This window comes from Sandaracinus amylolyticus (assembly GCF_021631985.1).
Taxonomy (GTDB): Bacteria; Myxococcota_A; Polyangia; order Polyangiales; family Sandaracinaceae; genus Sandaracinus; species Sandaracinus amylolyticus_A.
The window spans coordinates 9,458,900-9,473,596 of the sequence record NZ_CP070225.1; the positions used below are offsets into that span (position 1 = coordinate 9,458,900).

Here is a 14,697-nt window from a genome sequence, read left to right on the forward strand (position 1 = left end):
TACCATCGCCTCGCATGACGCAGTGTCAGGTGTGCGGCGCGGCCGCCGCGGATCTCGACTGGGACGACGAAGGCCGCAGGAGCTGTCGCGCGTGTCGTGCCCGCGCGCAGGTCGCGCTCGGTGATCGCCGCGCGCAGGCGGCGGCGGTGGGCGGCGTCGGCGGTGCGCGACAGGCGCGCGGCCTCTTCACCTTCATCGTCGGCGGCATCCTCTCCGGCGTGACCGCGACCCTGCTCGGCGGCGTCGGCCTGCTCTACGAGGAGGGCCGGAACCTCGGCTTCTACGCCGGGATGCTCGGCTTCGGCGTGCTCACGCTGACGCTCGTGTTCGGCTGGATGCGCTGGATGGCCAAGCGCCAGCACAGCGACTGATCACTTCAGCATCCACTGACACGCGCGCGCGCTCGCGACGTCGGGGAAGCGCATCACCGCGTCGTCCGGCACGTCGAGCGCGCGCGCGATCGTCCTCCACACCGGCGCGCCGGTCATCCGTCGATCGTTCACGAGCGTGCCCTCCGCGATCGCCGCGCCGCTCGCGCCGTCGGGCATGTGATAGCTGTAGCGGTGCCCGTCGCCGTCGGCGCCGGCGACCCGCACGTCGCCGTAGTAGCCGCCGCGGATCCGACCGCCCGCGAGGATGAACCCGTTCTTCCCCTCGTCGCCCGACGATCCCGCGGCCGGCGCGCGCCCACCGTCGGTGCTCGAGATCGCGATCAGCGTGCGATCCCAGATCCCCGCCGCCTGGAACCGCTCGATGAGCCGCACGAGCGGCAGCACCGTCGTCAGCGTCTGATCGCGCATCTGCGCCTCGGTGCGCTCGCCGTGCACGTCGCCGATGTCGACCTCGAGCGCGACGCTCCGCACGAGCCCGCCCTCGATCAGCTTGAGCGCGTACGCCGCCTGCTCCCACACGTCGATGCGCGTGCGCCCGTAGCGCGCGGGCACACCCGCCGACCAGAACGCGACGTCCTCCTCGGTGAGCCGCAGATCGACCACCCGCGGGGCGCCGAGGTGCAGGAGGCGCTGCACGTCGTCGAGCTGCGCGTCGTGCGCGCTCACCGCCGACGCCGAGTACCCGCGCGACTGCAGGAGCCGCGGATCGACGCGACCGAGGAAGCGACGCACCAGCTCCGCCTCGCCGGGATCGGGCAGCACGTTGCGATCGACGGCGGTCGCGGGGAACTCGCGCATCAGCGCATCGACGGTCTGGAAGCGATCGGGCTCGCTCCCCGGAAGGCCCGCGCCGAAGTGGTACATCGCGTGGGCGCGCTCGGTGCCCTTGATGACGACCGCGTTGTGGATCGTCGCGTCGTGCTGTCGCTGCCACCAGTTGTGCAGCGCGAGGGGCGTGGGCGTGCTCGAGTAGAACGCGCCCTCGGAGCTCTCGCCACCGGGCTCGCCTTCCCACATCGCGATGCGTCCGTTGCCCTCGGTGCGCGTGCGACCGGGTGAGCGCACCGGGTTCGCGGCCTCGTGCCCGTGCACCGGACCGTCGGTGAGCTCGCAGAGCTCCATCATCGCGATGTCGCCGACGTACGGGCGCAGCACTTCGGACTGCGGCGTGAGGAACACGTCGGGCGCGGCCTCGATCAGCTCGTCCTGCCGGAAGAAGAGCGCGCACTGCCGGCCGTGCTCGCCGCGCTTCAGCGCCGTGTGCCGCGCGAGCCCGGGCGGCACCATCACGTGCCCGAAGTCGAGCTGGTCCCGCATGCAGATCTCGACGAGGAACGTTCCGTCGGGCGGCAGCTGCGCGTGCGCGCGACCGAGCGCGGCCTCTTGGATCTCCGCGCGGAACGACGGCGAGAGCGCGGGCGCCGCGGCCGCGAGCGCGAGCCACTTGAGGAACGTCCGGCGCTGCGACGAGGGCAGTCGATCGACGTACGGCTTGGTCATCGGGCCTCGGGGGTGACGATCGCAGCGCGGATCACGTCGGGGTGGAGGAACGCCGCGCGCGCGAGGGCGCGCAGCGAGGGATCGGGGCCCGCGTCGCGCACGATCTCCTCGATGGTGCGCGCGTCGATCGTCTGCACGCCGGGCTCGGCGAGATCGAAGCCGTACGCGAGCAGATGGCGCGTCGCGCAGGGCAGGAACGCAGCGCTCGACGCGATCACGCGCGCGGCGTCGGGCAGCGACGCGACCTCCTGCCCGAGCATCTCGGTGCGCTCGTCGCGCGCCCGCTCGGGGGCGACGAAGTGCGACGCGTAGAGCCCCTCGACGTCGCTCACGCCGAGCTCGCCGCCCGCGAGCTGCACACCGGTCGCGTCGGCTCGGTAGCGACCGTCGCGGTCGTAGCGCACGAAGAGCTGCGCGTGCGCGCCGAACTGCCCGTGGCACGTGTAGCAGGCGAGCCCGTTGCCGAACCCCGCGCGCGCCGCGTCCTCGGTCTGATCCTCGGCGCTCGTCGCGCGGAACATCGGGATCAGCAGCTCGCGCTCGAGGCGCGGCTGCATCTCGTCGGAGATCGGATAGTCGACGCACACGAAGCGGCGCATCAGCGTGCGCGCGCGCCTCAGGTTGTAGCGGCTGTTGTTGCCCGCGAGGAACGCGCGCGTGGTGATCACGCCGGCCGCGTAGGGCGCGCCGGTGTCGCACGCGATCGCCGCGCCGCTCACGTCGACACAGTGATCGGTGGTGAGGATCCCCGACCACGGCGCGTTCGCGCGCGCCAGGTACGCCGCGAGGTTGCCCGGCAGGTTCAGATCGATCCCGTCGCGCCACCCGCTGGTGCCGAGGAGCGTCGAGATCATGTCGCGCGCCGCGCGCTCGAGGCCGGGCTCGCCGAGCCACGCGTCGATCACCGGTGCGAGCGCGGTCCCGCCGCGCTCGAGCTGCTCGATCTCGCTCTCGCGCAGCGAGCGTCGCACCAACATGGGCGCGAGGCGTCGCGCATAGCGCTCGGCGTCCTCGGGATCGATCGCATCACGACGCCGCGCGAGCGCGGCCTCGTTCTCGAGCGCCTGCGCGATGCTCCCGTCACCCACGCCCGCGTCGCTCGAGAAGCGCGTGCGATCGAGCTCGCCCGACGCGCACCCGAGCGCCAGCACCGCGAGCGCGAGCACCGCCCTCATCGCGCCACCAGCTCCGTGCTGCTGAAGAGCGCGATGCACATCGCGCGGTACTGCGCGTCGCCTCCGAGCGACGCCGGTACCTCGGCGAGCGTCGCGTCGTACGCGTCGTAGTCCTCGGGGGTCGCGCGCCGCCCGTAGGCCGCGATCACGAAGTCCTCGAGCGCATCGCGCAGCACCGGATACCGCGCGCGCATCGCCTCCGACGCGCACACCGGTCGCAGCGCGCGCGCCCACGACGTCATGCGCCGCGCCGACCACGAGAGATCGGGCGCCACCCCCGCGCCGTAGTCGTGGTCGCCCAGCTCGAGCCGCGCCGCGCGAAGGTCCGCGAGGATCGCGTCCTCGGTGCCCACACCGACGGCATCCGCGACGCGCTGCAGCCGCACGTCGAACGGCAAGAGCGTCACCGACTCGAGCGCGGCGACGAACGTCGGTGGATCGCCGGGATCGTGCTCCGGCCCGCCGAGCACTCCTTCACACCCGGCCAGCGCGAGCGCGACCCACGGCACCATCGACGTCCGCACGCGCAGGCGAACAGCAACGACCGCGCCGCGCCAGAACCTCGCAGAAAGCGACGCGAAACACGGAACGAGCGCCGCTCCCGAGCACCCCGCGCTCCGCTGGTCCCGATCGACCCCAGGGCGTCAGAGCTCGGGGCCGACCGCGCGACCGAGCCAGCCCAGGCGCAATCCGGCGGTCGCGTCGAGCGCGACGCCGAGCTGGTCCCCGCGCTCCTGCTGCATGTAGAGCCGCACCCCGAGCGTCAGCGCGAGCGGCCCCGCGAGATCGAACATCGCGTCGAACGAGCCGCGCAGCTGCCACCGGTTCTGATCGCCGAGGTCCACCAAGAACCAGTCGAGCAGCCCCTGCAGCGTCACGTGCCGCTGCTCGATGCGCGCGATGTCCCACGGCCGCAGCTGCACCACGGCGCCGACACCCCACTCGGCTTCCCCGTTGGGATCGAGCAGCTGCGCCTGCAGACCGGTCGAGAGCTTCACGTCGAGCTCGCTCGTCAGCGGGAACCGCGCACCGATCGTCGGGCGGAACAGCATCCAGTGCCATCCGCGTCCCGGCGGCTCGCTGAGCTCGCTCTCGAGGAAGATCTCGGCGTACGGATCGGGCACGTACCACTGCGACGGCACATCGCGCAGCCCGCGCCACGCGCCCAGCGATCGCAGCTGGATCTGATCGACCGCCTCCGCGAACGCGCCCGCGACCCCGGGCGTCATGCTCGGCGTCCACTGCGCGCGATAGCGCAGGAGCCCGCTGTTCTCCCACGACCAGTCGGGCGCCGTCGCGTCCGCGCGCAGGTTGATCTCGAGCCCCAGCGCGATCGTGTCGCCGCGGTTGAGCAGCGCCGAGTCGTAGAGCGGCGTCCCATCGGGCCTTCGTGGGTTGTCGATCGACGAGCCCGCGAACGATCCGTCGGCGTTGGCGCTCACGATCCACTCCGGCGTCACCGCCGGATCTTCGAGCGCGTCGCGCGCGTCGAGCTCGCTCCCTCGCTGCAGCCGCTGCAGCACCACCGACCGCAGCGTGCCGAGCTCGAGCGGCTCCCAGCTCACGCCATCGGGGAGCGACGGCAGCGCACCGTCTCCGCCGCTCGCGAGGAAGCGCAGCGTCACCACGCGATAGGTCGCGCGCGCGTTCACCGGCCGCCCCAGCACGCGCGCTCCGTCGCCGTCGCGCTCCAGCCCCGGCGTCACCAGGCGCTGATCCGCGCTCCTCCGCGCGAGCTCCACCACCCACGACGCCGGCACGTCCGCGACGACCAGCGGCTCGTCGTACTCGAGCGCGATGTAGAGATCGCTCGCGGTCAGCGCGTCCTCGCGCGCCGTCCTCCACCGCTCGTCGACCGCGCCGAGGTTGATCACCGAGAGGTCCGCGTCCGCCGCCTCGAGCACCACGCGCGCCGCGAGCTCCGCGAGCTCCTCCGCATCGAGCTCGCGCGTGAGGATCCCGCCGCCGAGCACGCGCCCCCACTCCTCGCAGTAGTCCGCGCCGATGCGGTCGAGGAAGTCGAGCACCGGCGCGCCCACGTCGATGCCGCGCCCGCCCAGCGGCTGCACGACCATCTCGTAGCCCGCGCGCAGCAGCCCCTCGCGGATCAGCACCTCGATCGCATCCCCGCGCGGCGCCTCGGCGATCGCGGGCACGACGGTCGAAGGTCGCGCGAAGAGCAGCTCGCCGCTGCCCGCGAGCAGCAGCAGATCGGGCCGCCCGTCCTCGGGCAGCTCCCGCGCGAGCTCGAGCGCCGCTGCGCTCTCGATCGCCGCGATCGCGATCACGACCTCCGCGCCCATCGCGCGCGCGGTCCGCACCTCCTCGGGCATCCGCTCCGCGATCGGCAGGATCGTGAGCCCCGCCGCGTTCTCCGGCGCGATCTGCGTCGTCGCGTCGTCGGGCAGGAACGCGAGCACCGCCATGCGCCGCTGATCGACCACGTGCATCGAAGGACGATCGCTCGCGTCGACGAGCAGATCGCAGAGCACGATCGACTCGTCCTCGCAGCGCAGGTTGGTCGCGATCGACGGGATCCCCCGGCGCCGCAGCGATCGGATCACGTCGAGCAGCGACGCGCGCGGCGCGCCCAGCTCCTCGATGCCGAACGAGAGCGCGCGATACCCGAGGCGATCGACGAGCTCCGCGAGCGCACCGGGATCCGACACCGCCGCGAACCGCGCCACGCCGTGCGGCGCGAGCAGCCCGCCGGTGTCGAGCACCATCGGCGCATCGGGCGAGCGCGCCTCGCGCATCAGCGCGTAGGTGTAGAGCGCGGTCTGCGATGGCTCGATCGTGAGCCCGTGCTGACACAGCGGTCGCCCGAAGCGCCCGCCGATCCCACCCGACGCGAGGATCCGCGAGATGGTCCGCGACTGCACGTCGATCGACGACTGCGCGCGCACCAGCGCGGCAGGAACGACGACGGCGATCGCGACCAGTGCCGCGATCGCCGTCTTCACGACCTCGCCTCGCACGGCGCGAGGCTTAGCTCAGTCCAGCTGGAGTGCTCGCTGGCGCGGGGGCCGCACGGGAACGTGCGGAGCACGTGGACGAGAGGGCCCTGCGCCGGTGAGCCCTCGAGCTGGAGTGCTCGCTGGCGCGGGGACCGCACGGGAACGTGCGGAGCACGTGGACGGGAGCCGATCTTTCAGCCGTTCGAGCGCTGCACCGGACGGAACGGGTGCACGAAGTTCACGAGCCCGCCCGGATTGCGAGTGCTGATCCAGAGCCGCCCCTGGCCCTGGAAGTTGCACACCAGACCCTCGCCGCTGAAGAAGAGGCTCTTCAGGCCGCCGAGGCGCTGCACGTTGTAGTTGAGCCCGCCGGTGAACGCGACGACGTGCCCGGTGTCGCACACGTAGCCGCCAGGTCCGACGTCGACCGCGTGGATGCCGCCGTAGCTCGCGAAGAACACGGGGCCCGTGCCCTCCGCCTTCAGCAGGAAGAAGCCCTGCCCGCTGAAGAAGCCGCGGGTGCCGCCCCACTTCGTGTCGAGGTTCACGCTCGGCGCCGCGCCGAGGAACGCGCCGCTGTTCATCAGGATCGGCGTGTGCCCGTCGAGCTCGAGCACCTGCACGTCGCCCTCGGGCGCCGGCGCGAAGTAGAGCGACTGGCCGGGCGCGGTCGCGGTGAACGTGTTCTGGAAGATGCTCTCGCCGCCGAGCAGCTTGCGCTTCGCCGCCGCGAGGAAGCCGCCCTGCATCGACGTCTTCATGTCGATCTTCGAATCGCGCGCGACCATCGCGCTCGACTCGCAGAGCATCGACTCGCCCTGCTGATCGAAGGTGACCTTCACCATCGTGAAGTCGGGCTTCTCGAGAAGCTCGTAACGCATGTTCGTCGTTCTCCTCTTCTCTTTCCCGAGATCACGCCCTGCGCGGCGGCAACATCGCCGCGACCGCCTGCCCGTAGGCCGGGGGATTGCGCGACTGGATCCAGATCCGCCCCTGGCCCTCGAAGTGACACACGAGGCCTTCGCCGCTCAGGAAGCTGGCGATCCACCCGCTGCCGCTCTTGCCGACCTTGTAGGTCAGGCTCGCGTCCCACGCGACGAGGTGACCGGTGTCGATCACCATGTTGCCCTGACAGACGATCTCCTCGATGCCGCCGAACGCACCGACGAGGAGCTGTCCCGGCGACTGCGCGCTCGCCTTCATCACGAACATGCCCTCGCCGGAGAAGAAGCTCTTCATCCCGCCGAGCTTCGTCTCGATCTGCACGTTCGGCGTCGACGCGATGAACGACGAGCTCGTGAGGAAGTAGCCTCCCGGCGTCATCTCGAGCGTCACCATGTCGCCGTTGAGCGCGTGCGCGAGGAGCACCTCGCCGGGCCCGTTGCTCGCGGTGAACGTGTTGCGGAAGAAGCTCTCACCGCCGAAGAGGCGCTTGAGCCCGCCCATCAGCCCACCCTGCGACTGCGTCTGCATGTGCACGTTGGTGCTCATGCCGACGAGCGCGCCCGACTCCGCCACGATCTGCTCGCCGTGGCCGAGCGACACCTTCGCGAGCGAGTGCGCCGGCCGATATCCGATGTCGATCTGCATCGTCGTGACTCCTCAGGAGGGCATGAGCGGGGTGAGCCAGCCCGCGAGCGAGCTGAGGTTGCGCGACTGGATGTAGATGCGGCCCTGTCCGTTGAACTCGCAGACGAGCCCTTCGCCCGACGCCATGAACCCGAGCAGGCCGCCGCCCGCGCTCTTGATGTTCATGGTGAGGTTGCCCTCGTACCCGACGAGGTGGCCGTTATCGACCATGTACGGGCCGTTGATGTCGATCGCCTGGATGCCGCCGTAGCTGGTGAACCAGAGATCACCGCTGCCGCTCACCTCGAGCATGAAGGCGCCCTCCTTCGCGAGGATCGACTTCAGCCCGCCGAACTTCATCTTCACGTCGATGTCGCCCGCGCTCGCGACGTACGCGCCGCTCGAGAGCACGAGCTTCTCGCCGGGGTTGAGGCGGCGATGCGCGATCTGCCCGCTCATCGTCGGCGCGATCCACACGCTGCCGGGCTGCGGCGCGCTGAAGTGGTTCACGAAGAACGTCTCACCGCCGACGACCTTGCGGATGAACGCGATCATCAGCGCCCAGATCTTCGCGAAGAAGCCCGCGCTCTTGCCCGCGTTCATCTTCACTTCCATCGCGACGTGCGAGTGGCGCGCGACCATCGAGCCCGCCTCCGCGATCACGACCTGACCGGGCTGCAGATCGACGCGCAGCATCGCGAACGAAGGGCCGTGCGTGATGGCGTGCGCGACGCTCGCGCCGCCCGTCGGCGCCGGCGAGATGCCCTGCATGGGCTGTCCGTAGCCGCCGGGATGGCCCGGGTGCTGCGGCTGCGCGTACTGCGGCTGCTGATCCATCGATGTCTCCTCCGCGACCCGCCCCACGGTCGTCCTACCGTGCGGCCAAGGCGCTCCGAATACGTCGAGGGGTGTCCCCATTTCCCCCGAGCGTTTCGCTTCTAACCCGCGCGCCGCGACGAGGGCAACGGGGTCGTCGGGCATCTGCGCGACTTCAAACTTCTTTCGGCGCTGCCCGCGGGGGCGATCGCGACGGATCCGTCACCGGGCCGTCTCGCTCCGGATCCGCGCCGACACGCCGAGGGAAACCCCATGTCTCGGGTGCGATCCGGTGCGATACGGACCCTGGCTCTTGCGGTTTTCTGGCTGGGGCACCACGACAGCTTGTATGGTTCGCGAAATGACAGTGCACATATCGTCATCTCGCGTCATCGTCCCCGATACGTCCCGCCGGGACGCTCTCCGCATCCCCTGTGATGCACACTCAAGGCGCTGGAATCGTTGACGAAATCGGAAATGGAAAAAACATGCGTTCAGACCCCTTGACCACCCCTCCGGTGCCCGTTTATCCAGGGGGTCCTTCCACAAGCCGTCGTGGGTTCGGGTGGACGACGAGCCCACCCCTTGTAGGTGCGAGACAGCGGATTGTGTGACAGGACGTACCGTCCCCGGCCGAGGCCGGCCGGTACGTAGCTCGATCGGGGACGTGTTCCCCTTTGATGGGAAGCAGGGGGCAACCATGCCCTGGGCGCGCCGCCCAGGGACCGGGGCCTCTTTGTCCTTCTTTGTCTTGTCGTTCTTCTCCGTTGCCGTCGGGCAGGACCTGGGGGGTCTTGCCAAGACCCAGCGGAAATCGCCGCGACTGCGGCCCATGTGGAAGTGGCGGGAGGAAAGCCGTGTCCGTAGATACTCGAACCGTGAGCAACACCGTCGACAGCAAGCCGCAAGGTTCCGCGAGCGCGCGTCACCACGCGTTGCCCATCGAGGAGCAAGGCCTCCGGATCGCGCGGCGCTGGACCCGTTCGGGCGTCGATCCGCTCGACGAGATCATCTACGAGCTGCGCGACAGCGTCATCACGAACCCCGACGGCTCCGTCGTGTTCGAGATGCGCGGCGCGGAGATCCCCGAGGACTGGTCGCAGCTCGCGACCGACATCGCGGTCTCCAAGTACTTCCGCAAGGCCGGCGTGAAGGGCGACGCGAAGAAGGGCGAGACGAGCGCGAAGATGCTCGTCCACCGCATCGCGCGCACCGTGCGCGAGGCCGGCGAGGCACAGGGCGGCTACTTCGCGACGAAGGAAGATGCCGACGCGTTCGAGGCCGAGCTCTCGTACCTGCTCGTGACCCAGCGCGCCGCGTTCAACTCGCCGGTCTGGTTCAACCTCGGCCTCTACCAGCGCTACGGCATCGAGGGCCAGGGCGGCAACTGGGCCTGGGACGAGAAGAAGGACGACGTCCTCGAGACGGCGAACGCGTACGAGCGCCCCCAGTGCTCGGCGTGCTTCATCCAGTCGGTCGGCGACGACCTCATGGGCATCTACGAGCTCGTGAAGAACGAGGCGCGCCTCTTCAAGTACGGCTCGGGCACCGGCACGAACTTCAGCAACCTGCGCGGACGCCAGGAGAAGCTGAGCGGCGGCGGCACCAGCTCGGGCCTGATGAGCTTCCTCGAGGTGCTCGATCGCGCGGCGGGCGCGACGAAGTCGGGCGGGACCACGCGGCGCGCCGCGAAGATGGTCTGCCTCGACATGGACCACCCCGAGATCGTCGACTTCATCGAGTGGAAGACCCGCGAGGAGAAGAAGGCGCGCGCGCTGATCGCGTCGGGCTATCCCGCGGACTTCAACGGCGAGGCCTATCACACGGTCAGCGGCCAGAACTCGAACAACTCGATCCGCGTGAACGACGAGTTCATGCGTGCCGTCGAGCAGGACGGTGAGTGGCAGACGACGATGCGCACGACCGGCGAGGTCGTCGACACGTACAAGGCGCGTGAGCTCTGGCGCAAGATCTCCGACAGCGCGTGGCAGTGCGCCGATCCCGGCGTGCAGTACGACTCGACGATCAACGCGTGGCACACGTGCCCCAACACGGATCGCATCAACGCGAGCAATCCGTGCAGCGAGTACATGTTCCTCGACGACACGGCGTGTAACCTGTCGTCGATCAATCTCGTGAAGTTCCTCGACGAGAACGGGAAGTTCGACGTCGAGGGATATCGCCACGCGATCCGGATCATGTTCACGAGCCAGGAGATCCTGGTCGATCACTCGAGCTATCCGACGAAGCGCATCGGCAAGAACAGCCACGACTATCGTCCGCTCGGGCTCGGCTACGCGAACCTCGGCACGCTGCTGATGCGGCTCGGCATCCCGTACGACAGCGACGCGGGCCGCGCGTGGTGTGGCGCGCTGACTGCCATCCTCACCGGTCACGCGTACAAGACCAGCGCGGAGATGGCGGCGAGCAAGGGCCCGTTCCCGGGCTTCATGCGCAACCGCCAGCCGATGCTGCGCGTGATGGGCAAGCACCGCGACATGGCCTACATGATCGACAAGGCGGAGTTCCCCGCCATCGTCGGCAGCGGTGACACCGGCGTTCCCCACGATCTCCTCGGCGCGGCGCGCGAGGACTGGGATCACGCGGTCGAGCTCGGCACGCAGTACGGATATCGCAACGCGCAGGCGACCGTGCTCGCGCCGACCGGCACCATCGGCCTGCTGATGGACTGCGACACGACGGGCATCGAGCCCGACTTCGCGCTGGTGAAGTTCAAGAAGCTCGCGGGCGGCGGGTACTTCAAGATCGTCAACCAGAGCGTGCCCGACGCGCTGCGCAACCTGAGCTATTCGCCCGCGCAGATCGCCGACATCATCGCGTACGTCAGCGGCACCAACACGTTCACCGGCGCGCCCTACCTCACGCGCTCGATGCTGATCGAGAAGGGCCTGACCGAGAGCGAGCTGAGCAAGGCGGAGAAGGCGCTGCCCGGCGTGTTCGACGCGTCGCAGGCGCTCTCGCCGTGGGTGATCGGGACGAGCGCGTTCGAGCGCCTCGGCATCAGGCCCGAGCAGTACAACAAGCCGGGCTTCACGCTGCTCGAGCACTTCGGCCTGACCCGCAAGCAGATCGAGGAGCTCAACGACGTCGTCATCGGCCGCATGACGGTCGAGGGCGCGCCGCACCTGCGCAAGGAGCACTACGCGGTGTTCGACTGCGCGAACCGCTGCGGCAAGCACGGCAAGCGCTTCATCGAGCCGATGGCGCACGTGCGCATGATGGCGGCGGCGCAGCCGTTCCTCAGCGGCGCGATCAGCAAGACCGTGAACCTGCCCAACGAGGCGACGATCGAAGAGGTCGAGCGCATCTATCACGAGGGCTGGAAGCTCGGGCTCAAGGCGGTCGCGCTCTATCGCGACGGGTGCAAGGCGAGCCAGCCGCTCTCGACCTCGAGCGCGGAGAAGGAAGACAAGGCCGAGGCGAAGAGCGAGAAGATCGCTGCGGCGCCCGCGCCTGCTCTGGTGCCCCAGGTCGTCACCGAGCCCGCGAAGCCGCGCACGGTCGAGAACGCGAAGGCGCCGCCGATCAGCGTGCGTCACCGCATGAGCAAGCGTCGCCGCGGCTTCACGCAGGAGGCGAAGGTCGGAGGCCACAAGGTCTTCCTCCGCACCGGCGAGTACGAGAACGGCGCGCTCGGTGAGATCTTCATCGACATGCACAAGGAAGGCGCGGCCTTCCGCTCGCTGATGAACTGCTTCGCGATCAGCGTCTCGATGGGCCTCCAGCACGGAGTCCCGCTGAGCGCGTACGTCGATCAGTTCACGTTCACGCGCTTCGAGCCGGGCGGTCTCGTCGAGGGCCACCCGAACATCAAGTTCAGCACGTCGATCATCGACTACGTCTTCCGCGTGCTCGGAGTCGAGTACCTCCAGCGCTACGACTTCGCGCAGGTGCCGCCCGCGGAGACGCAGATGGAGCTCTCGAACCCGACGGACGCCGACGCGGTGCAGAAGCTCCCGGCGGGGCAGATCGACAGCATGGCGCCCCCGGCGATCACCAAGGCGCCGCAGATCGAGCTCGCGTTCGCGGGCGCCGATCACGCGGCGAAGTCGGGCAGCGGCAGCGTGCTCGACCAGCAGCTCGGCGAGATGATGGGCGACGCGCCGATGTGCGATCAGTGCGGCCACATCACGGTCCGCAACGGCGCTTGTTACAAGTGCTTGAACTGCGGCGCATCGCTCGGCTGCAGCTGATCACTCCGAGAGATCGATGAGAGAGCCCGCGCGCCGAACGGCGTGCGGGCTCTTTCGTCTCCTTCTCCCGATGTGCCTGACGGTTGCCCGTGCACCGAGAGAGGCTGCATCGGCGACGACTGACGCGCTCAGAACGAGACGCCGATCAACACCGTGCCGTCGGGCTCGTCGGTGCCGAGCCCGAAGAGATAGAGCGCGACGTCGATCGACTCCGACGACAGGCCCGCGAACGGGCCCGCGTCGACGTCTCTCGGGCTCTGATGAAAGCGCGTCCGCTGGATCGTACCGCCGACCCGGAGCCACTCGAGCGGTGACCACCCGAGCTCGGTCCAGGTGAAGAAGAACGCCTCGCCGCGTTGTGACCAGTCGACGAAGAGCTCGCCCTCGCTCGACACATCGAGCACGCCCATCACCAGCTCGGCGCGATAGGCCACGACTCCGCCCGAGGTCGCGCCCGCCGAGAGCCCGAGCGCGAGGTGCACGTCGTAGGTGAGGGTGGATCCTCCCGCGAAGTGCAGGCCACCGAGCACGGTCGCGATGTCCTCGCCCTCGTAGCCGTAGCGCGCCTCGACGTGCAGGAGATCGCGATCGACCCACAGCACGCGCGTCCACGTCACGTCGTCATCGGCGGATGGAGCGACGCTGACGTAGCTCTCGTGTCGGAACGACGGCCGTAGCTCGTCGCCGCGACAAGGCGCCGCCATCAGCGCGACGAGCGCCGCAATCGTCCCACCACCGATCTCGACCGAGCGCATGAGTCCGGAGTCGCGCGCTCGATCATCTAATCCCGCGCTCGGACTTCAGAGCGTCGATCGTCCGGTCATTCAGGCACGACCGCCACCGACCGTCGGGGCCGGGCCGCCTCCGACGTGGGTGCGAGCTTCGCGTGCGAGAGCGCCATCAGCGGCCCGACGATCGCCCATTGCACGATGGTGAAGGCGGTCTCGATGAGCAGGTAGTCCGGAACGGACGTCATCACGTTCTTCGCGGCGACGGCGAGCGTCGTGAAGCTCCACGAGAGCACGGCGCCGAACGCGGCGAAGGCGAGCCCGCGCCGACCTACACCCGCGGGACGACTCGCGAACGAGCTGTCGAAGACCCAGGCGAAGAGCAGGGCCTGAATCGTCATCGACAAGAACCCGAACGGGACGATCACGTCCTGTCGATAGATCGCGAGACGGTCGTAGTAGCTGTCGAACGCGACGAGGTGCCACACGAAACCCAACACGAACGTGGGCACGAGATAGCAGAGCGCCCCGACTCCGATCCTTCGCATCATCGCCCGGCCCTCTTGCGCTCGGATCTGGCCCCGCTCTCCTTGGCCGGTAGCGTCTCGACGAATGCCCGCGCGAGCCGCAACCACGACTCGACGCTTCGCGCATCCAGCGTTCCCGCGACCCTGACGAAGCCCCGCATGGTGCGGCCGTTCATCACCATCGGCTCGGCGCCAGGCTTGGCGAGCGCCTCGGCTTCGCCGGGCTCGCCGACGCGCACGAGGAGGCCACGGTCGGAGCTGGCCGCGATCATGTGGCCCTTCAGCATGAAGCCGAGGCCGCCGAACATCTTGACCTCGCGCACCTGACTCGCGTCCGCGAGGGCGGCTCGCACGTGTCCGGCCAACTCCTCGTCGATCGCCATCTCAGGCCTCCTCTCGCAGTCGCGCGTCGAGCAGGTCGAGGGCGCCGCGCCAGCCCTGCTCGTGCCGCAGGTCGGCGTCCGCGCGCCCGAGCTTGGTGTGGCGGATGGTGAGCTCGGTCCCGGCGTCGCTCGGAACCAACGTGACGATCACCTCGGACTCGATGCCGGCGTGCTCGTCAGGCGGTTCGATCACCCAGGAGAACACGATGCGCGACGGGCGCTCGATGACGCGGTACGTGCCGCCGACGATCATCCGCTCGCCGGTCGGCACGTCGTAGGCGAACCGGTACGAACCGCCTGGGCGGAAGTCGAACGCGAGCACGGTGAGCGCGATGTCCGGCGAGGGACGCAGCCACCGTGTGACCAGCGTCGCGTCGGCGAACGCCGCGAACACCCTGTCGGGAGGGGCGCCCAAGGAGCGGCGAACGAACACGCC

13 protein-coding genes are annotated in these 14,697 nt (G+C 69.5%); 2 read left to right on the top strand and 11 right to left on the bottom strand.

Annotated features, from left to right (window positions below):
- Positions 1–14 precede the first annotated feature (14 nt).
- Entirely contained in the window at positions 15–371 is a 357-nt protein-coding gene (locus I5071_RS40245) for a hypothetical protein (RefSeq protein WP_236518695.1), read from the top strand.
- On the opposite strand, the gene I5071_RS40250 is transcribed toward I5071_RS40245, so the two are convergent.
- The 7 genes from I5071_RS40250 to I5071_RS40280 all read right to left on the bottom strand — a co-directional run bounded on the left by I5071_RS40250 (position 372) and on the right by I5071_RS40280 (position 8,430).
- Entirely contained in the window at positions 372–1,892 is a 1,521-nt protein-coding gene (locus I5071_RS40250) for a DUF1501 domain-containing protein (RefSeq protein WP_236518696.1), read from the bottom strand. It abuts the gene before it with no gap.
- On the bottom strand, positions 1,889–3,067 hold the full coding sequence (locus tag I5071_RS40255; protein WP_236518697.1) for a hypothetical protein: 1,179 nt from the start codon (positions 3,065–3,067) through the stop codon (positions 1,889–1,891). The genes I5071_RS40250 and I5071_RS40255 overlap by 4 nt, the downstream gene beginning before the upstream one ends.
- Entirely contained in the window at positions 3,064–3,591 is a 528-nt protein-coding gene (locus tag I5071_RS40260; RefSeq protein ID WP_236518698.1) for a hypothetical protein, read from the bottom strand. The genes I5071_RS40255 and I5071_RS40260 overlap by 4 nt, the downstream gene beginning before the upstream one ends.
- A gap of 120 nt (positions 3,592–3,711) precedes the next feature.
- A complete protein-coding gene (locus I5071_RS40265) occupies positions 3,712–6,045 on the bottom strand; it encodes a 5'-nucleotidase C-terminal domain-containing protein (RefSeq protein WP_236518699.1) in 2,334 nt (777 codons plus the stop codon).
- A gap of 173 nt (positions 6,046–6,218) precedes the next feature.
- Entirely contained in the window at positions 6,219–6,905 is a 687-nt protein-coding gene (locus I5071_RS40270; protein WP_236518700.1) for a TIGR00266 family protein, read from the bottom strand.
- Between the two features lie 31 nt (positions 6,906–6,936).
- Positions 6,937–7,614 carry a TIGR00266 family protein gene (locus I5071_RS40275; protein WP_236518701.1) on the bottom strand — a complete coding sequence of 226 codons (678 nt, stop codon included), beginning with the start codon at positions 7,612–7,614 and terminating at the stop codon, positions 6,937–6,939.
- A gap of 12 nt (positions 7,615–7,626) precedes the next feature.
- Positions 7,627–8,430, bottom strand: a complete 804-nt coding sequence (locus tag I5071_RS40280; protein WP_236518702.1) for a TIGR00266 family protein — start codon at positions 8,428–8,430, stop codon at positions 7,627–7,629.
- Positions 8,431–9,287: 857 nt separating this feature from the next.
- Here I5071_RS40280 and I5071_RS40285 point away from each other — a divergent pair.
- Positions 9,288–12,623 (top strand): vitamin B12-dependent ribonucleotide reductase, encoded by a 3,336-nt coding sequence (locus tag I5071_RS40285; RefSeq protein WP_236518703.1) that lies wholly within the window; start codon positions 9,288–9,290, stop codon positions 12,621–12,623.
- A 128-nt stretch (positions 12,624–12,751) separates the two neighbouring features.
- On the opposite strand, the gene I5071_RS40290 is transcribed toward I5071_RS40285, so the two are convergent.
- The 4 genes from I5071_RS40290 to I5071_RS40305 form a co-directional block, all read right to left on the bottom strand.
- Positions 12,752–13,378: a hypothetical protein gene (locus tag I5071_RS40290; protein ID WP_236518704.1), complete on the bottom strand. Its 627-nt coding sequence runs from the start codon at positions 13,376–13,378 to the stop codon at positions 12,752–12,754.
- Between the two features lie 65 nt (positions 13,379–13,443).
- Positions 13,444–13,902: a hypothetical protein gene (locus I5071_RS40295; protein WP_236518705.1), complete on the bottom strand. Its 459-nt coding sequence runs from the start codon at positions 13,900–13,902 to the stop codon at positions 13,444–13,446.
- On the bottom strand, positions 13,899–14,261 hold the full coding sequence (locus I5071_RS40300; protein ID WP_236518706.1) for a TfoX/Sxy family protein: 363 nt from the start codon (positions 14,259–14,261) through the stop codon (positions 13,899–13,901). The genes I5071_RS40295 and I5071_RS40300 overlap by 4 nt, the downstream gene beginning before the upstream one ends.
- A gap of 1 nt (position 14,262) precedes the next feature.
- Positions 14,263–14,676 (bottom strand): SRPBCC family protein, encoded by a 414-nt coding sequence (locus tag I5071_RS40305; RefSeq protein ID WP_236518707.1) that lies wholly within the window; start codon positions 14,674–14,676, stop codon positions 14,263–14,265.
- Positions 14,677–14,697 lie beyond the last annotated feature (21 nt).